Origin of the sequence: Microcystis panniformis FACHB-1757 (assembly GCF_001264245.1) — a bacterium.
In the GTDB taxonomy this organism is placed as follows: domain Bacteria; phylum Cyanobacteriota; class Cyanobacteriia; order Cyanobacteriales; family Microcystaceae; genus Microcystis; species Microcystis panniformis.
On record NZ_CP011339.1, the window covers coordinates 2,819,567 to 2,838,827 of the forward strand.

General features: G+C 42.1%; 16 protein-coding genes, 1 tRNA gene and 4 pseudogenes. 11 read left to right on the top strand and 10 right to left on the bottom strand.

Annotation, left to right across the window (positions count from 1 at the left end; genetic code table 11):
• Positions 1 to 20: 20 nt before the first annotated feature.
• Positions 21 to 185, bottom strand: a complete 165-nt coding sequence (locus VL20_RS31750; protein ID WP_167341546.1) for a hypothetical protein — start codon at positions 183 to 185, stop codon at positions 21 to 23.
• Positions 186 to 806: 621 nt separating this feature from the next.
• Between VL20_RS31750 and VL20_RS13520 the strand changes: the two genes are divergently transcribed.
• The 10 genes and pseudogenes from VL20_RS13520 (at position 807) to VL20_RS13570 (ending at position 9,218) form a co-directional block, all read left to right on the top strand.
• Complete coding sequence (locus VL20_RS13520) at positions 807 to 1,679, top strand: hypothetical protein (RefSeq protein WP_052276796.1); 873 nt, start codon at positions 807 to 809, stop codon at positions 1,677 to 1,679.
• A 647-nt stretch (positions 1,680 to 2,326) separates the two neighbouring features.
• A complete protein-coding gene (locus VL20_RS13530; protein WP_052276798.1) occupies positions 2,327 to 2,653 on the top strand; it encodes a DUF433 domain-containing protein in 327 nt (108 codons plus the stop codon).
• Positions 2,650 to 3,009, top strand: coding sequence for a DUF5615 family PIN-like protein (locus VL20_RS13535; protein WP_052276799.1), 360 nt, complete (start codon positions 2,650 to 2,652; stop codon positions 3,007 to 3,009). The genes VL20_RS13530 and VL20_RS13535 overlap by 4 nt, the downstream gene beginning before the upstream one ends.
• Positions 3,010 to 3,063: 54 nt before the next feature.
• On the top strand, positions 3,064 to 3,987 hold the full coding sequence (locus tag VL20_RS13540; RefSeq protein ID WP_052276800.1) for an RpnC/YadD family protein: 924 nt from the start codon (positions 3,064 to 3,066) through the stop codon (positions 3,985 to 3,987).
• Between the two features lie 169 nt (positions 3,988 to 4,156).
• Complete coding sequence (locus tag VL20_RS13545; protein WP_016516632.1) at positions 4,157 to 4,381, top strand: hypothetical protein; 225 nt, start codon at positions 4,157 to 4,159, stop codon at positions 4,379 to 4,381.
• Positions 4,365 to 4,787, top strand: a complete 423-nt coding sequence (locus VL20_RS13550) for a type II toxin-antitoxin system VapC family toxin (RefSeq protein ID WP_052276801.1) — start codon at positions 4,365 to 4,367, stop codon at positions 4,785 to 4,787. The genes VL20_RS13545 and VL20_RS13550 overlap by 17 nt, the downstream gene beginning before the upstream one ends.
• 436 nt (positions 4,788 to 5,223) lie before the next feature.
• Positions 5,224 to 6,585: pseudogene (locus VL20_RS13555) on the top strand (molybdopterin-dependent oxidoreductase); the annotation flags it as partial.
• An 81-nt stretch (positions 6,586 to 6,666) separates the two neighbouring features.
• A pseudogene (locus tag VL20_RS13560) lies at positions 6,667 to 7,664 on the top strand (IS630-like element ISMae24 family transposase).
• A 6-nt stretch (positions 7,665 to 7,670) separates the two neighbouring features.
• A pseudogene (locus VL20_RS13565) lies at positions 7,671 to 8,546 on the top strand (molybdopterin dinucleotide binding domain-containing protein); the annotation flags it as partial.
• A gap of 246 nt (positions 8,547 to 8,792) precedes the next feature.
• Complete coding sequence (locus tag VL20_RS13570; RefSeq protein ID WP_052276802.1) at positions 8,793 to 9,218, top strand: lysozyme inhibitor LprI family protein; 426 nt, start codon at positions 8,793 to 8,795, stop codon at positions 9,216 to 9,218.
• Positions 9,219 to 9,277: 59 nt separating this feature from the next.
• Here VL20_RS13570 and VL20_RS13575 read toward each other — a convergent pair.
• The 7 genes from VL20_RS13575 to VL20_RS13605 form a co-directional block, all read right to left on the bottom strand.
• A tRNA-Gly gene (locus VL20_RS13575) sits at positions 9,278 to 9,348 on the bottom strand.
• Between the two features lie 85 nt (positions 9,349 to 9,433).
• Entirely contained in the window at positions 9,434 to 10,171 is a 738-nt protein-coding gene (locus VL20_RS13580) for an HAD family hydrolase (protein WP_052276803.1), read from the bottom strand.
• A gap of 695 nt (positions 10,172 to 10,866) precedes the next feature.
• Positions 10,867 to 12,927 carry an AAA family ATPase gene (locus tag VL20_RS13590; RefSeq protein ID WP_284526149.1) on the bottom strand — a complete coding sequence of 687 codons (2,061 nt, stop codon included), beginning with the start codon at positions 12,925 to 12,927 and terminating at the stop codon, positions 10,867 to 10,869.
• Positions 12,928 to 12,989: 62 nt separating this feature from the next.
• A complete protein-coding gene (locus VL20_RS28685; protein WP_284526150.1) occupies positions 12,990 to 13,517 on the bottom strand; it encodes a hypothetical protein in 528 nt (175 codons plus the stop codon).
• A 429-nt stretch (positions 13,518 to 13,946) separates the two neighbouring features.
• Positions 13,947 to 15,038 (bottom strand): ISAs1 family transposase, encoded by a 1,092-nt coding sequence (locus tag VL20_RS13595; RefSeq protein ID WP_128575398.1) that lies wholly within the window; start codon positions 15,036 to 15,038, stop codon positions 13,947 to 13,949.
• Positions 15,039 to 15,276: 238 nt separating this feature from the next.
• Positions 15,277 to 16,572: a S1 family peptidase gene (locus tag VL20_RS13600; RefSeq protein ID WP_052276805.1), complete on the bottom strand. Its 1,296-nt coding sequence runs from the start codon at positions 16,570 to 16,572 to the stop codon at positions 15,277 to 15,279.
• Positions 16,573 to 16,581: 9 nt separating this feature from the next.
• Positions 16,582 to 16,887, bottom strand: a complete 306-nt coding sequence (locus VL20_RS13605) for a CU044_2847 family protein (RefSeq protein WP_002762380.1) — start codon at positions 16,885 to 16,887, stop codon at positions 16,582 to 16,584.
• A 219-nt stretch (positions 16,888 to 17,106) separates the two neighbouring features.
• Here VL20_RS13605 and VL20_RS33785 point away from each other — a divergent pair.
• Positions 17,107 to 17,317: pseudogene (locus VL20_RS33785) on the top strand (hypothetical protein).
• 142 nt (positions 17,318 to 17,459) lie between these two features.
• Here VL20_RS33785 and VL20_RS32705 read toward each other — a convergent pair.
• Positions 17,460 to 17,675 carry a hypothetical protein gene (locus VL20_RS32705; RefSeq protein WP_071825119.1) on the bottom strand — a complete coding sequence of 72 codons (216 nt, stop codon included), beginning with the start codon at positions 17,673 to 17,675 and terminating at the stop codon, positions 17,460 to 17,462.
• A gap of 14 nt (positions 17,676 to 17,689) precedes the next feature.
• Positions 17,690 to 19,195 carry a UbiD family decarboxylase gene (locus tag VL20_RS13610; RefSeq protein WP_052276806.1) on the bottom strand — a complete coding sequence of 502 codons (1,506 nt, stop codon included), beginning with the start codon at positions 19,193 to 19,195 and terminating at the stop codon, positions 17,690 to 17,692.
• Between the last annotated feature and the right edge of the window lie 66 nt (positions 19,196 to 19,261).

The following is a 19,261-nucleotide window of genomic DNA, read 5'->3' on the forward strand; positions in this document are numbered from 1 at the left end:
TTAACAGATCGTCTTTCCAGTTAAAAAGATTCCTTCGGATCACGTTCCACGTTACCCGGGTAGGTGAAACTGGCACTCGTTGTCGTCGGTTTGACGCGGCTCGATAGTTGGCAGAGGGCAGCCCTTTCCTCTTGGGTGAGGGGGCGATCGATAGCTTGGAATTCGTAATATTGGTATTCGCTCATGGTGTGCAACCTATCTCAAGGTTTATGATCGATATGCTGATAATTGTACGGGGATAGTTAGGGTTTAAAGATAAATTCGACAGGACGGGCGCTCTCGGATGTATTAGGAATAGCAAGAATATGCAAATCGCCCGATCTTTACCGATAAGGAAAAAGTTCGGGTGATCGATCGGTAATTTCCCCGCATCGGTCTTTTCAAGAAATCTAATCTATTCCTTTGGATAGTGGCACGGTTAAAATCGATAAGATTATAATTTCTTTTGTTAAGCACTTTAGCGATCTCTGGATATTTCTGCGATTCATTGTCGGCTATTCATTATCAGCTAATTATTAAATTTTATGAAAACAGCCTCATTTGTTGAGATTATTGGGGATAGAATCAGAATAGTTGAATAAGGGGGAAATAATTAGAGCCTTTTGACATGGTTTCTCGATGGAAAATTCTATAGATAAAAAAGCACTAGGTCTGCTTTTCCCGACTATTACCAGAAGATCGGTTTGGCGAGTACGGCGGCGGCGTGTTTTTGAATTTAAAGTGCGATCGCTGTTCTTAGGGAGCAGTATGCTGTGGGGATGATGACGGCGAAGATTGTTCAGCTGAATCTGGAGGCATTTTAAGCAATGACAGACAATAATAAAAGAGATTGGTTCAAAATATTCGATGTTTCCGCAAATGTTTTGGGTACTATTGGTACTATAGCAATTGCAGCAATTGGTTTTTGGTTTACTTACTCTTATAACCAAAGCCAACAGGAGCTTGACCGAAACGAAGCTCTAACATCGTTAATAACATTTCTTGATGAGACAAAAACAGCAGAACCACAAAGAAAAACAGCTTACAACATTCTAATAAGATTAGGATATGAAAAAGATTTTAGGAACTTAGCAGTTGAGTATCCAAATCGTCTAGCCACCCAAAAGCTGATAGAGTTGGCAGCAGAGAAAAAAGAGACAAGAAAACAAAAACAAACCAAAGAATCGCCTCAAGAAAATATAATATCTCTTGAAGATATTCAAATAACTCTTGATGACTTTATTACAAAATATTCAGAATCAATAAAAAGAAATGAGACAGAAAAACAAAAAGGATTAAGAGAATCTGTTCTTGCTATTGACGCTCAAAAAGTTTACCCAGAATTAGCCGATAAAGCTGATGCGCTATTGAGTGAACCAGTGGTTAAACGAGAATCAGAAGAAAAGTTAGGGGATTTGTGGGCTGTTATTTTCGGGAGCTATAGGTCGAAGGAAATTCCAGAAAAAGACATCAAAAAACTAGAGGCAACATTAGGGAAGGAGAGCTTAGGTATTAGAGTATATCAGCGTGACGGAAAATACAGACTTGTTTCGGTGTACAGAGATCAGGCAACAGCCAGAAATGCTCTCGATGAAGCCCAAAAGGAGAGACCAAGTTCCTATCTTAGAAATTTAGAGGATTGGTGTAACCAGAAGAAGTGTACTCCCATCCCCCCTAAACGAGACGATACTAATAATTAACCCCTCCCAGCGTGCATCTATACCGCTAACTTGCCCAACCTGCTCCCACTAGGACTCGCCCTCCCCAACCTCAAAGTATATTACTCTTTTCTTCTTTTCTGGGAGAGGGATTGGGGTTGAGGGCAATTAACCATCTCTGCCATTACTTTTGAAAAATGGCATTAGAGAGCGTTAGGCAGGGACAGTGACCGCCGAAATCAGCAAAGACCGTTCAATTCCCCCAAAACAGCCTGATGCTTCTGCCGCGCTGACCTTTCCTCGGTCGATGTGCGCTGGTTGCCGATAGTCGATAGGTGGATTTCGATAATCCCGCCAATTCTTTCGCTCGATGGCATCGAGTTCCCGACATATTTCGGCGGCCAGCCGATAATCCACACTTCCCGTTAAAGTAGCTCCGTCATAGTGGCTGCCAGCATAGCAGCCGGGGTTATGGCAGCGGGGGTTTATCCCGGTTAAAGGTTTGAAAACAAGGGAAGCACAAGGTAAACTAATTATGATAAAACATTAATATAACGGTTCTCACACCTGTGTGGCACAGTTAAACCTTTGCTGATTAAACTTTTTAACATTGATAATGTACCTCCTGCGAACAGGAAATACTATAAATAAGCGGTAAAAATGAAATAAAATTAAGGGAAAAATTAATTATGCAACTAGAAGATTATTTCTTATTTATCTCCGAAGATGATATTAGAATCAAAGGTCATCGCCTCGGAATTGACAACGTACTCTTTTATTTCTCGGAAGGCTATACCCCAGAAGAAATAAATGCTATCTATCCCGATCTAAGTTTAGAGAAAATCTACGCAACTATTACTTATTATTTACAGAATCGGCAAAAAATTGATGCCTATTTATTGCGTCTCAAGAATTGGCGAGAGACTCGCTATCAAGAATCCTTGAAAAATCCTTCGCCTCAACGAGAAAAGATGAGAAAAATTAAACAGCAAAGGCAAGATTCTGTCAGGGTATGAAAATCAAGTTTTTACTCGATGAAAACTTATCCCCCCGCTTGAAAGTTGCTGTCTTAAGGTTAAATCCAGAGATAGATATTTTACGCATTGGAGAGCCGAATACACCACCGTTAGAAACTCTTGACCCTGATGTTTTACAGTATTTAGGATTATCTCAACGACTCTTGGTGACAGATAATCGTACCAGTATGCCTGAACATTTAGAAGAATATTGGCAAAAAAATCAACAAATCTGGGGACTGTTTTGGATACGTCCCACAACAACAATGGGAAAACTAGCCGAAGAATTAATTATGATTTGGGAAACTACCGAAGCAGAAGAATGGATCGATATTGTCGATTGGATTCCTTTTTAATTAATGATATAATAAAATTATTACCGTCCTTTTTATGCTTGATTATTAATTTGAATGACTCGCCAAATTCATGACCAATTTGCTAAGGAATATTTAGAGGAATTACTAACACCTCTAGGGACGATTAGAAAAAGTAAGAAAGTAAAAAGTGAGGTTCAAGAAATCGATGTCTGGTTTGAACCATTTAGCTCACCTCCTCCCACTGAGTTACCTTTAGGATTACTCGGAAAAATGGCGGCTACTTCCTGTTTATTTGAACCTTTTCGCAATCCCCCGACCGAGGTAGAGATTCGCAGTTGTTTGTCAAAGTTATACGCGGTTCATGGCGAAATCTTGAGAAAAGCGAAACGGTCAAACAAAACTCTAACAGAAGCTGAACTACCAGTTCTCTGGATTCTAACGCCCACCTTTTCAGCTAGAATGATTGAAGATTTCGGGACTCACAGCGATGAGAGTAATTGGTTAACAGGGGTTTACTTTTTAGCGAAGTCTCTCAAAGCGGGCATCATTGTCATTCATCAATTACCAGTAATTGAAGACACCTTATGGTTGAGGGTATTAGGTAAAGGAGGAACTCAAAAACGAGCAGTTGAAGAGTTAGTTGAACTGCCAGAACGCAATCCTTTTCGAGAGAATTTACTAGAAATTCTGGCCAACTGGCGCAAAAACTTAGAATTGAGAGATAATTTAAGTACAGAAGAACAGGAGGACATCATGAACTTATCACCAGCTTATTTACAACAAAGGGAAGAGTGGAAATTAGAAGGAAAGCAAGAAGGGATACAACAAGGTAGTTTAGAAGAACGGTATTCCCTGATAGCCAGTCTTCTGGAAGGACGCTTTGGCAGCCTAGATTCGGAATTATCTGGTCTGGTGGAACGGATCGCCCAACTTCCCATCTCGGAACGCACCGGATTGCTTCTTTCTTTGGCAAATTTATCCCGTGAAGAACTGCTACAAAGATTCAGGGAAAATTAAAACTCCAGCCCGTCCAAACCATGAAGAATCATCCCTAAACCCTGATGGTCGTTTGTCCGAGGAAATCTCTGCCCAATCATCGCAATTTTCTCCATACAATTTTTTTCCTGTACTGAGAGTTTTTCCATACCCATTATGATAAAATATTAATAAATAATCAGGAGAAATTATGACAATTACTCCAAAATCAGAACAATTAAACAGCGATACTTTATTAGAGCAAGAGGCTAAAACCTTGAAGACTTCCTTTCCTTCTAACTCTTCGCCAAATAGTAAAGCTATTTTTCTGCAACAGGCAGGTGCTTTAAGCGATGATAGTTCTTTGGCCGACCTAAGAGATTCTATTTACCAAGCCAGGGGACGTTCGGAAACTGACAATGATGTATCTTCTTGACACGGATACTTTAACTCATCTTCACTCAGGTAACACTAACGTTATTAATAGATTGGAAAACTTACAAGATGAGGAAGTCGCCATTACGATTGTCACCAAGCTCGAAATTTTGCGCGGGCGAATAGATTATCTGCTTAAGGCTTTTTCAGGGAGTGATTTACTGAAAGCACAAGAGCTTTTCTCTCGTTCAGAAACCTTATTAAATCAACTTCCTGTAATTTTAATTGACCCAAATGCAGCCAATCAATTTGACCGCTTACAAGATATTTCTAAATTTCGCAAAATTGGCAGGTCTGACCTGTTAATTGCTAGTATCGCCTTAGCTAATCAAGCCAGGCTAGTAACCAGAAATCTGCGACATTTTAGACAAATTCCTCATTTATTCTTAGAAAATTGGGTCGATTAATTCCCGTTCCTAATTGTTAGCAAGATTGGGAGAAAAGTCCGCTCAAACCATGAAGAATCATCCCTAAACCCTGATGGTAGTTTATCCGTTGAGGTTACTGTCAAGTCCGGCTTTAACACAGACGCTCCCCTGTCTGGACAGCAAGTAAAGAGTGCGAGTTGACCCAAAACGCGATCTCGAAGATATCCGTTTCGTTAACAATCATCTCTTCTAAATGTTGAAAGTCTTCATTTTCATCCATCGGAATTATCATTTCAATAGACCTTTCCCTAGTCTGATAAAATCACAATCAGGGGATATTGTCAACAACTAACCGTAGCTTACCCAGTCGTTTATGTCTTGATGATGCACTTTTTTAAAAATGGTGATAAACTTAACTGTACTGGGGACACTCTCCCTATCGGAGGGATTTGAGAAAAAATCGGGAGAAAAAGCGATGAAAGAACGAGAAACATCGGACAAAATTGAAGCGGGCGGGGGTTTTCCCGTATTGCAATATTGGGCAGAAAAAACCCTCTCTCCTCAAGGGATTAAACTATGGCAAACCTTAAATCATAAAAGTGCCTGTTTAGCTTGCGCTTGGGGAACGGGGGGACAAAAAGGCGGTTTTGTCAACGAAGCGGGGGAAAGTCTGCAACGTTGTCTCAAAAGTGTCGAGGCAGTTACTTCCGAATTAATGCCAGGTATTAAAACCGATTTTTTTCAAACCTATCATCTCGCTCAATTACAGTCCTTAACCTCCTTAGAATGCGACCGCTTGGGTCGTTTTAGTTATCCCGTCCTCTTAAAAGCCGGAGAAAGTCACTATCAACGTATTAGTTGGGAAGAAGTGTATCGATTAGCCGAACAAGCTTTTCATCAACCGTCCGAGACTCTAGCCTCCTATAGTTCGGGACGTTCTTCTAATGAAGCCGCCTATCTCTTACAATTGTTTTTCCGGGCATTAGGAAGTAATAATTTAGCCGATTGTTCCGATCTCTGTCATGCCGCCTCGACCGTAGGCTTAAAACAGGTTTTCGGCTCCGGAACTTCGATGGTCAGTCTGGAAAGTTTAAAACAAGCCGATTGTGTGGTATTGATCGGTTCTAACGCTCCGGCTAATCATCCTCGCCTGATGAATGAATTAATTCAAATTCGTGATCGCGGCGGTAAAATTATTATTATTAACCCGCAAATTGAAGTCGGATTGGTCAAATTCTCCTCACCCGCTTTTCCGATTAAATCTTTATTGCGGGGCGGTTCCGATATTTCAACTCTCTACCTACAGCCGATACCGGGTAGCGATACTGCCCTATTCGTCGGATTACAAAAATCTTTAATTGAACAAAATTTAGTGCGGTGGGATTATCTCAAATCCCATACAGAAAATTGGCAATCTGTTATAGATTATGCCCGACAAACACCCTGGGAAACCATTACTAAAACCTGCGGTTTATCCCGAGAAGAAATTGAAGCAACCGCCGCCCTTTTCGGCAATTTAGAGCGTGTGGTTTTCGCTTGGGCGATGGGGGTTACACAACAGGAAAACGGGGTAGATAATATTATCAGTATTGCCAATACCGCTTTAATGACGGGAAATGCTGGCAAAATCGGAGCCGGAACCATGCCAATCAGAGGTCATTCTAATGTACAGGGCTTCGGTTCTATGGGCGTTACAGTGAGATTACGTCAGGAAATCGCCGAGGCACTTGCTCAACTTTTAGGAAAGCCATTAAATATAACCGGCGGTTATGATACCAGGGCATTAATTGAAGCTGCCGAACGGGGAAAAATCAACACCCTTTTCTGTTTGGGAGGTAAGTAGTCATGCAAAATTAATTACCCAAATAAAAAATTAAGAAGTATAATACATAAAAAAACGAAGCAGCAGGAAAATACAATGAGATTGATTAGAGACCTAAACCCGAGAGCCAGAAAATGCTAGAGAGAATTTATCGAGCTAGTAAACATCATCAAGTAAGAGAGCGAGCGAAATGTATACTCTTAAGTTTTCAGGGAACCACGATAGAAGAATTGAGCGGAATATTTGGAGTTACGAGAAAGACCATCTATAATTGGTTGACGGCCTGGGAAGATAGAAAACTAATTGGTTTTTATAATCGTCGAGGAAGAGGGAGAAAACCTAAATTGACAGAAGCACAAGGTCAACAAGTTATTGACTGGGTAAAAGAAGAACCGAAAAGCTTAAAAAAAATCCAGATAAAAATTGTAGAAGAATGGAAATTAACCGTAAGCAAAGACACGATAAAAAGACTCATAAAAAAAATCAACATGAGGTGGAAAAGGGTGAGAAGAGGGGTCGCCAAAACCCCTGATGAGTGGGAGCTTGAGGTCAAACTACCTATTTTAGAAGAACTAAAAAAACAGGAAAAAAGAGGAGAGATTGAGATAGGATATTTGGATGAAATGGGATGGGATTCAAAGCCTTGTATTCCTTACGCTTGGCAAGAAGAAAAAACCACGATAAAGTTACCACCAATTGAAGGTAAAAGACTAAATATTTTAGGAATAATGAAACGAGATAATCAATTATTTTATGAGACACAGGTCGGAACGGTTACTAGCGAGATAGTTATTAATTTTCTGGATAAATATTGCCAAAATATACAGAAAAAAACCGTCATAATAATTGACCAAGCTTCCATTCATACCAGCGAGGCATTTATGGAGAAACTTGAGGAATGGGAAAAGAAAAACTTGAAAATATTTTGGTTGCCCACTTATTCACCTCATTTAAATTTAATTGAAATATTATGGAGATTTTTAAAATATGAATGGATTGAATTTAGCGCCTATAAAGACCGAAAGAGCCTCCTCGCTTACGTTAAAAAAGTGCTGGACAATTTTGGAGGCGAGTATGTAATTAATTTTGCCTAGGTACTTAATCTTTATGGGGCAAATCCAGATTTAAATCAAGCCAAAAAAGCCTTAGCTCAAATTGATACGATTTTCTATGTTGCCACCAAGCCAAATTTAGGACATTTTCAGGGATTAGCCCGACAAAATACGGTAATTTTACCCGTATTCGCTCGCTTTGAAAATCCTCACCCGACAACCACCGAATCGGGCAATAATTTTGTCCGTTTTAACGAGCGGGGAAGCAGTCATCTACAGGGTTCCGATATGGATATCATCTCGGAAGTAGAACTATTAACAAATATTGCCGTCAAGGTTTTAGGCACAAACCCAATTGATTGGTCGAGATTACACGATACCGCCTATATTCGTCAGTTAATCGCCAAAACGATTCCGGGTTATGAAAAGATCGGGCAATTAGATCAAACCCAAACAGAATTTACCATTAGCGGACGGATTTTTACCGAACCCCATTTTCCAACATCGACCGGAAAAGCGCAAATGTCTGTCACCCCTTTACCCACTTTAAAAGCACCGCAAAAGCAAGATTTCAATCAACCAGAAAATGCCCCCGGAATTGCCCTGATTCTCGGAACAGGACGCAGTTATGGACAACATAACACCGTTGTTTATCAAATGGGCGATAAATATCGGGGAATGCCTCACCGTCATTGTTTATTGATCAACGCCGAAGATGCCAAAAAAGCCAGCTTTCAAGAACATCAACGAGTCACCGTTCAAGGAGATGCCGGTAAATTAGAGAATATTGAACTTATTTTCGGTCCGATTCGCGAAGGTGTTGGCTTTATGTTCTATCCCGAAGCCAATATTTTATTCAAGGCTAAAATCGACCCTCGTTGTGGAACCCCCGCTTATAAACGAGTTCCCGTCTGGGTTTTTTAGTGATCAACTCCTCTGATTTTCTTTTTTGGAAATAATGAAATAGGGTTAAGCAGGTAGGCGTTAAAAATTATCAGACACCCCCCTTATCAAGGGGGGCAGGGGGATCGAACCTAAAATCCATTTTTAATTTAATTATAACCAGCTACTTAAGCAATCCAACCAACAAATCGAGCAGAATGAAAAAGCTATGGTCGATTTGATCGCATTTCTGTTATCCTATTCTTACCATTATTAAAATAAGTGGCCATGGGAGAGTTTTTACTAACCTTATTAAGCATAGCAAGTTTATTGGCCGTCGCGATGGCTACCCCTAGCATTGCAAGTCCCGCATCTGGAACGACGAACTTGCAACTAGCTCAAAATCCTAACTGTAACAATCCCCAGACTCAAAGCGAAATGAACATTTGTGCCAGCATCGCTTATCAAAACGCCGATCGCAAGTTAAATCAAGTTTATCGACAACTACTGCCAAAACTGTCAGCTGCTCGCAAACAAAAATTAATTAGCGCCCAACAAGCTTGGATTAAGTTTAGAGACAGCAGTTGCGAATTTGAAAGAAGTGCGTTTGAGGGAGGCTCTATAGCTCCCATGATTTACAGTAATTGTTTGGCAGCTGTCACCGAGCAGCGTACCAAAGATTTGCGGAGATATTTAGAAGATAGCGATCTCTAAGTCAGAATCGCCGTTGATATTACCGATAATTCCTTAGACGTTTACTGCACAACAGCTTAAGCGGGTGAGGGGAATCGAACCCCTATCATTAGCTTGGAAGGCTAGGGTTTTACCACTAAACTACACCCGCATTTTCTTAGCACTTTCGTTAGTATAACACGAATTGCCAATTTTTGCAAGTAGGGATTTTCAGCTTGTTAATCACCCCTAGATGGTTATAAATTGCCTAAAAATCCCGATCGCTCGGTTATTTCCCCGATTTGGCTAAAAGTTTTCTCCACGCGATCGAGGTCTAGTTGGGAGAAATTATCGATCGCCCAGTTAGACACTCTCTGCATAAAATGGAAGGGGTAGGTATGAGCGATTCCCACCACCTGCATTCCCGCTCTTTTTGCCGCTTCGCAACCGGCAAAAGTATCTTCAATCACCAGACATTCCCAGGGTTGCAACTGTAGATTAAAATTCCAACGATTGAATCTTTCTACGGCCAGTAAATAACCATCCGGTTGAGGTTTACTGGTGCTGATATCATCCCCGGTGACAATGACACTAAAGTAATCCCCAAGGCCCGTCTGTTGCAAGATTGATTCTACTTCCGAGCGTATTGCTCCCGTCACCAAACCGATTTGTAGATCCCTGGCCTTAACCCGTTTTAAAAAAGAGTATATCTCTTCATAAATAGGAAGTTTCTCTAATTTTCCTATTCTTTCTCGGTATAAACTGGTTTTTTTGTTAATTAACTTAGTCAGATACTCCTCGGTCACTTGACGACCGCGACGGGTGAGAACATTACGCAAACAGACGCGATCGCTTCTTCCCAGACATAACTCCGCAAATTCCGACCCTAGGGGCAGTAAATTTTCCCCGATCAAGATTTCATTGATTAACTCTTGATGGATCGGTTCATCATTGATGATCACCCCATTAAAATCGAACAGAACAGCCTTTAACATCAATCTTAGACAGAAAAGCTAATAAATAATAAGTAGGTGGGTATTAAAAATTGTCAGACACCCCCATGATCAAGGGGGATCCCCCGCCTATCGGCACCCCCCTTATCAAGGGGGCAGGGGGTATCAAAACCCCCCTTATCAAGGGGGGCAGGGGGGATCAAAACCCCCCTTATCAAGGGGGATCCCCCGCCTATCGGCACCCCCCTTATCAAGGGGGGCAGGGGGGATCAAGGACAAAATCTATCTTCAATTTAATTGAAACCACTTACTTAAATATTCTTGATTATACTAAAGTTTTTCGTCGGGGCCGGGCGGGTCTTGCCCCTTACCCCATCTCAACAAACAATTTTAACCAGAAAATTGCCAAGGCCTTGACAAATTTCCAGATTTGTTCTATTATTTTGTTATAGTGGGAATCCGTGCTGCCCTGTAACCCCCCTATTTGGGGTTTGCTGAAAAAGTACGGGCGAAGCATTCGGATAGAAAATCTACGGTTTCAGTGATAGGTTATTGCCCGAATGCTTCGCCCCTACAGGACGCGGGCCGATGAAGACGCAAGGTTTTGAAGCACGATTCTCTCCTTGCACCTGTTTCGCAAGACAGACCCCCAAAACCCTTACCTTGCCTACATTTCACATTTATTAAGCAAGCCCCATTCTGGGCTGAGATATTAGCCAAAAATATAACAAAAGAATTTAGGTCATTGTTTCTTGTTTCGTTTCCGATACCCAACGACGGAATAATTCCACAGCAATCCGATAACGGCAGTCTTGGCATTCGATGACATGATGATTTTCAAGGGTTTTTAGGGCCCGGTCGAGAGTTGTGGCAGTTAATCCGGTGCTGGACAGTAAATCTGCCCGGGTTAATCCTTGCAGATGGGGAGAAAGAACTATTAAAATTTCCTGTTGTCCGGCCGGCTCTTGTTTAGCCTGTTTCCAGACACCCGTAAAATAATAATTCCCCCTTTGGAAAAACTCGTCATCGATGGCTTTTTCCACATCTTCCACCTGAAAACGAATATCTTGGGGACGTTGCAACTCAAAGACCTGTTTATTATAAAAACGTACCAGATGAAAGCCGATCAGTTGTACTAGATAGGGTTGACCGTGGGTAAGTTGATAAATTTTGTCCAAAGCGGATGGGGTATAGTCTAGGGGAAAATCCTCGTCTTCCCCAACGGGATTAGCGAGGATAACGCGAGTAGATTCAGGAGAGAGGAAACTGACTGGAATCGGGTAAACACTGCCAAAAAAAGGATGAAAATAATCGGCAGTCATCTCCTCTAGGGTATGTAATCCGGCAAAAACAAAAGCTAGACGCGGACTACTCTGGACAAGGGAACGCAGATAGCCGAGGAAATTCTGGGGGAGGGTATTCGCTTCGATTAAATCCTCAATTATCTCGAACTCATCGAGGGCAATAATTAAACCGGTTTTAGCTTTTTCCGGCAGAATCTGGCGCATCAGACGGTCTAAATAACGATTAAAATACATTTCTGGATGTTGGGAGATTTTTTCCTCTTCCGGGGCATCAATTGCCAAAGTTTGGGCGATTTCCTCAGCCATAGTCAGGAGAACTTCGGCTAGGCTGGTTACTGTGGCCAAGCGCTGTAAATTAATGTAGATAACCGAGACATTTGGTGGAAGATATGCCTCCAGATTGCGTAGAATCGAAGTTTTACCCATGCGACGATGACCATAGAGAACCACGGAGGATAGGTTATCTCCCGACCACATTGACTGAAGTTCCCGCAGGATATCCCCACGACCAACAAAGCGTTTACCGATCACCGGATCACCGATAATGTAGGGATTAGGAATCGGTTGGGTAATAGTTACCGTTCCCACCGTTCCCGCGATGGATGTGCTAATTTCTGCCCATTTTTCGGCGATAGAAAGGATTAATTCTTTTTCTGCTTGGGGTAAAGTAGCCGCCTGTTGGTCGGTTATATCCCTTAATTCCCCGATAATCCGATTAAGAGCGAGGGATCTGACCTGTTGGGAGTAACTTCTCTGGACTAAAGCCATTTCTGCGATAACTAGATTTAAACTGCTGATAGCTTGCCAAGTTTGCGGACGTAATGACGGTTCTGCGGCAATGGGGGCAACCTCCAGGGAAGCGATACTATCGGGAGTTGCTGCCAGACTAAATCGGTATAAAGTTTGGGCGAGGCTATACATTTCTTCCCCGTAGGCGAGGGAACGTACCACAGCAAAGGCTTTTTCGGCTTTTTCGGTGTCCTGTTGGTGAAGATACCAAAAACCAGCGGCGGCGGCGCGAGCAGGAGTATCTAGACGGATTTTGCTGTCAGGAAAAGAAAACGGTTTCGCGGACGCATATTTTAACAATTGCCAATCGGAGGGATTTTCTGCCAGACGGGAGACGCGATAGATAATTTCTGCCTCTGGGAATTGCGATAAAACGCGGTTAATGGCGACAAGGACAGGAATAAACTGGCGGCTGTACTGAAGGTATTGATTGAGGTTATTAATAGCCGTTTCCCAGTCTTGCTGTAACCATTGTTGTAGAGTCGAGGTTAACCCCGGCAGCGGTAGAAAGGTAATACGGGGAAAAAGTCGCCCTTGAGGGCCAGCAAAAAGCCCGATTAGCCAATTATCAAGACGGAAAAAGGCGAATATAAACACCCCGCCCAACACCCCGCCCAACACCACGCCGGACTCCACGCCCGACACCACGCCGGACTCCACGCCCGACACCACGCCCAACACCACGCCGAACCCCACGCCCAACACCGCACCACGCCAACATCACGCCGACACCACGGCCAACATCACGCCCGACACCACGGCCAACATCACGCCCGACACCACCACGCCGACACCACGCCGGACTCCACGCCGTACACCACGGCCAACATCACGCCCGACACCACGCCCAACCCCACGCCGAACACCACGCTCGACGCCACGCTCAACACCACGCCCGACACCACGCCCGACACCACGCTCGACGCCACGCCCAACACCACGCCGAACACCACGCCGAACCCCACGCCGAACACCACGCCGAACCAATCAACAGAAAGTCCTAAATTTGCCGCTATGCTAAAGATAATCAGAGGGGTAATTACAGTTAAGAGAAGACCCTGAATCCCTAGACGCAATTGTACGGGATGGTCGCGGAGAAATTGCCTTGTATCGCGCCATGTTTTCTGTTCTGTTAATTTATCGCCGCCGCCTCTCGTTTCCACATACCAGCGCACTGCTTGGGGAAAATAAAACACCCAGTACAACAGCAAAAGATAATCAAAAGGATTCCATAAAGATAAATCGCGTTTGAGTTTAGGAGCGAGATTAATTCTGGGGACGGTGCTTTCCTTCATAATTTTTATCTCTAGCTATTTACCCGGTGATGGTTTATTAAGTAGTTAGGTGTTACTCAAGGTAGGGTTGATTCATGAATCAACCCTACTATTCAGCACCCCCCTTATCAAGGGGGGTAGGGGGATCAAACCCCCTTATCAAGGTAGGATCAAACCCCCTTATCAAGGTAGGATCAAACCCCCCTTATCAAGGGTAGGGTTGATTCATTTAAATTAAGTACAGCTAATTTTGAGTCAATAAATTTGACTGAAGATTCTCAAGTTTATCTTTTTCTAATCAAAATAGTTAGTCACAATAACTAATCTTTAATCCTCTGCCAAATTTATTATGAATAAATTGATAAAGCTTGTTCCCAAGCCACTAAAAGCCTATCTCTCTTCAAATTTTCTGAGAGTACATCCTGTTAATTTAGCTAATTTTTCTGCTTCTTACGTCGATAAAACTATCAGTTTTTCCCAACGTTCAGCTAACCACCTCTGTCCCTCTGTGATTGAGAGAAAACCCAAACCTCTGAAAAGATTCAATCCTATGGTTGTGAGAATTGACCAATTGCTGGCCGCTTGAAAATCACTAATTTCGCTTTTATCTTCCTCAAAAATTACATCTTTTACCCAATGTAACTGATTTTCTATTTTCCAGTGTCCTCGAATAATTTTAGCAAATACTTCGGCGGATTCGGTTAGGCTACTGATATAGTAAGCTGTTTCTTCATAGGTTTTATCCCCGCGACTACCCCTTCTTTCTACTTTAATAACTCTTCGCAGATTTTCAAACCCTTTTCTTTCATTTTTCCTCACTTTAAAAACTTCTATTTTTCTTGATATTTTTCGTCCATGACTATTATCTTGTTCAAGAAAAAAACTTTCTGGCTTTGAGGAATTACTCAGGTCTTGTATTCGCTGATAAAGATTTTTCTGATTTCCTTTAACGGTGATAACATAGTCATTTTTAGTCTTGGCTATTAAGCTGATTGTTTTCTTCTGACAGTGTAAAGCATCCCCAGTAAAAACTTTATTTTGGAGAGAGCAATCCTCAATTATAGCTTGCCCTTCGTCGATTTCAGACCCTTTTTTGTTTTCGATTCTTTTTAAGTGTAATACCAAGCCACTTTCTTGACTAAACAATGAGATAAACATGATAAAATTTTGTTGTTCATTGTTAGGATTCTTTAGGGTGTTTTTGAGACTTTTTCCATCTATGCCTAGCCAATTTATATCATCTCTTTGTCCATATTCTTGTAATGCCCATTCATTAAACATTTTTAACAAACTCTGCCAGTCAACTCCCATCATTACCCTTCTAATTGTTGAATAGGATGGGACTCTTTCTGGAATTATGTTAAATTCTTTACTCAGCCTGTGCCGATTATTTTTAGCAAACTCTCCTAGTTCTCTATAACCTGAGTATCCTAGCATTGTTCCTAGTATTATTACTACTAATACTATCCATAAAGGGTGTCTTTTTCCTTTATCTTTCCGAAAGTCCTTGACTTGTTTTAGTTTTTCTATTAAGCTCAACATATATTTAAAAAGTTGGCGGTCACTTCTCATTTTACCTGATAGTGATCGCTTTTACTTTTGATATTCTGATGGGAGAATGAAACAGCCCTACCCTTATCAAGGGGGGTAGGGGGGATCAAACCCCCCTTATCAAGGTAGGAGCAAACCCCCCTTATCAAGGGGGGCAGGGGGGATCAAACCCCCCTTATCAAGGTAGGATCAAACCCAAAATTAAATCAACTTATTATTTAGTTATAACCTAAGTTCGGGATGCTGAGTTATTGACTTTGGTTTGATAAAGTTTAAAACAATTTTGCATCACCTCTCGCGGCTTTCCTTGACTTTGGCTAACAAGAGAACTTATTTCCTCCTCAGTAAAAGTCACTCCAGTTTGACTTAGACGATGACTAATAAACTCTTTAATTTTAGCTTCATCCCATAATTTAATCGGAAATTGTTGACAAATTCCCTCGAAAGGTGAATCACCTCCTTTGTTATCAGGAAATAAAACATCAAGGGAACGATTAGCCGCTACTACTAATCTTAAAGGTGGATCGGGACGATTAGCTAACTCTCTTAATTGACTTCTAAGCTGATAGCTGAAATATTTTTGAGTCATATTATCTACCACATCCAATAATAACAGGATTTTGTGTTTTTCTAATTCCCTAGTTAATCTAGTTCCTTTGAGCGGTTTATCGTAATTCGCAGCTATACCAATCTGATGACATAATTCATAATAAAAATCCTTATCTCCTGCTAATCTTTCTAAGTTTAGATACAAGGGTTGTCGCTGACTAAGTAAATACTCCCTTGCTTGATGGTAAATTCCCCAAAGCAGGGTGGTTTTTCCCGTTCCCCTTTCCCCGATAATAGCAGCACTACTGCCGGAATTTAAAACCTCAAAAATATCTTTAATTTCTTGTTCCCGGCCAAAAATCTGCTGAATTTCTTTAATACCTCCGGAAGTGGGTTTAAAAGGATTATGGGCATTTTTTTGGGGTTGTAATTGCGGAAAATATTTAAAAATAGTCTGAACTGGAATCGCTCTTCCTCCTAAATCACTGTACTCATCTCTGGTTTTATTCACCACTCCGCACACTTTCCCCGTGCGTAAATTTACAAGCGGTGAACCACTAAAACCGGGTTGTACTTGCCCTAATTTAAACTTGATTAAGGGGTTTTCATCCCCCGTTAAACCTATATACTCAAAGTCACTAGGATCACCGTTCGGATAATCGTTGGTATAGCCAAAAGTGTATAATTTATCTGTTAATTGTAAATCGTGATCAAAATCGACATATTTGTGATCTAAAGACGAGTTTAATTGTAAAAGAGCCAGATCGATCCCGTCTAGATTCGGTAAGTCGATAATTTTAGCCCCAGAAATTTGACCTTGCCAAATTATCTCGATAGTCTCCTGATTATCCCGCGCATCTTTCACCACATGAAGACAGGTCAAAATTAACCCTTGTCCCACAAAAAAGCCTGTTCCTGACCCATAGATTAACTTTAACCTGACAGTGTACGGGGGTAGAGATTCCGGGGTAAGCATTTAATCAATTTATCCTCCCCATTCTAGGGTAATTTTTAAATTTCCCTTTCCTTCACCTTCCACAATTAAAGCGGTTAGTTTACCAGATTTTACCCTGACTTCTACCCCAAATTCTACGGTTGCCTTTTTGGGCTGCACTTTACTTATCGTAGCAGCGATCGATTCAGTAACTGCCTCAATTGTATCAGCCACACTTTGAAAGTCAAATATTTGATCGGATACTTCCCGTTCACCACCGAAACTTCTCGCTTCCACTAACATGGTGACATTTTCTTTAACTTTCACTGAAATAATCTCAGATCTAGATTCTGGCATAAGGCTCCTCCAATGACCCGTTTATGGTTTTCTCGATTGCTTCTCGGACAAACTTATAGCGGAAGTAAAAAGGCTTATATATATTTCGGCACGGATTCCCATTATAATAAAAAGTATAGGTCAAATCGAGGGATTTTGTCAAGTCTTTTTTGCCACTAATCTATATAATTTTCGGGTTGCCTACCAGTCATTGCCCTGAAAAAAATTAGGTTCCCCTATTTGTGCCACGCAACGGAGGGGGTTATAAGGAATAAAACCCCGATAGAGACAGACATTGCTGCGATTTTTGTCAATTGTTTTCGCTCTAGAACAAACTAATCAATTAAGTCTCTTGCCAGATAAGGATTTAGTCAATTTATGCCCCTATATCGAACCATACCAAGTAACGAAGAGCCTTTCAGTTTTTCTATTAAGCTCAACATATATTTGAAAGTTTGGCGGTCACTCCTCATTTTACCTGACTGTGATCGCTTTTACTTTTGATATTCTGATGGGAGAATGAAACAGCCCTAGGAGCGCATTAGCTTTTCGGTGGGATGCTTATACGCGATTGTTCATATTTTTGTACCAATTTAAGAGTCACTGATAATTGCTGATTGTCGGTATTTCTGCAAATGTGAGATGTACCCATCAAAAAGTAGCAGCGATTGGAGTGATTGGGGGGAAAATTCCGGGACTTTTTCCCTGAAAATTAGGTAATTGGCCACCTCAAAACCGGTAAAACCCCACACCCCACACCCCACACCCCACACCCTGCCCCCAGGAAAAACTTTTTCAGCAGACCCTATTTAGTCAGTTAAATCTACATTTCGTAGCCAAACTTATTGGCATCTACTTCTTGTAAATTAATATCGATTAAACCGTATTCTGACCAGCGTTGGGAAACCTTGACCGCCATGGCTGGATCCGACTCCAAAGGTTCCCCCCACTCGTGGTCAGTTTCGGGATACATTTTTGTCGTGGCATCAATTCCCATTCTCCCCCCCAAACCGACCTTTTCGCTGGCAAAATCGAGGCTATCAAAGGGGGTTTCCGGGAGAATAAACACATCGCGAACTGGATCCACTTTAGAACTAATTGCCCAAACCACTTGCCGGGGGTCGCGAATATTAATCTCCTTATCGACGACGATGACAAATTTAGTATAGGTGAACTGGGGTAAGGCACTCCAAAAAGCTAAGGCCGCTCGTCGCGCTTGTCCGGGATAGGCTTTATCAATGGAGATAATCGCCGCTTTATAGCTTAAAGCTTCCATCGGTAGGAAAAAATCCCTGATTTCTGACACCTGTTGCCGTAAAATCGGTGTATAAATACGATTAAGTGCGATGGCCATCATCGCTTCTTCCTTGGGAGGACGACCGCTAAAAGTGGTTAAATAAATGGGGTCGCGACGATGGGTCATGCAGTGGAAATGAATCAGAGGTGAATCTTCCACACCGCCATAGTAACCCATGTGATCACCAAAGGGTCCATCTGGCAATACCTCTCCGGGAGTAATTGTTCCTTCGAGGACGATTTCTGAGTCGGCCGGCACTTCCAAAGCAAGGGTTTTACATTTGGCTAACTGTACCCCGGAACCGCCGTACAATCCCGCAAACAGCCATTCTGAGAGATCTACGGGGATAGGAGTGGCAGCGGCCATGATAATCAGAGGATCAACCCCTAAAGCGATGGCTATTTCTAATTTTTTGCCCATCTGTGCCGCTTTTCGCAGGTGACGCGCCCCACCGCGCACGGATAACCAGTGGACGGTCATGGTATTGTGAGACTGTAGCTGTAAGCGATAGACACCGACGTTAGGGGTTCCCGTTTCGCAATCTTTAGTAATTACTAGCCCTAAGGTGATAATCTGGCCTGCATCGCCAGAATAGGGGCGAATCATCGGAATTTTCTTTAAATCTACCTCATCCCCCTCTAAAATCACCTGTTGACAGGCAGGGAAAAAGTTACGGTTGGGTTTGGCTTTCAGGACATCAAATAAAACTTTACCAAAATCGATCGCTTGGGAGAGTTTTTTCGGCGGTTTCGGTTGTTGCAAGAGGGCGAGTTTTTTGCCTAAATCTTCCAATTCTTCGGGTTTATTCAGGTTCATCGCCCAACAGATACGTTCTACCGTTCCCATCAGGTTAATAGCGACGGGAAACTCGGCCCCTTGCACGTTTTCAAACAGTAGGGCCGGTCCCCCCACCTGTAGCATCCGATTAGCGATCTCGGCAATTTCTAAATCGGCAGAGACCGATGCACTAATGCGGCGTAATTGCCCACGCTCTTCTAAAAGCTTAATAAATCCTCGTAAGTCTCTAGCCATGATGAAGAAATGTAAATAAATCCCTGTCTTTATTATCTCTTAGGGCGGCAGTTTCGGTGGGGGATA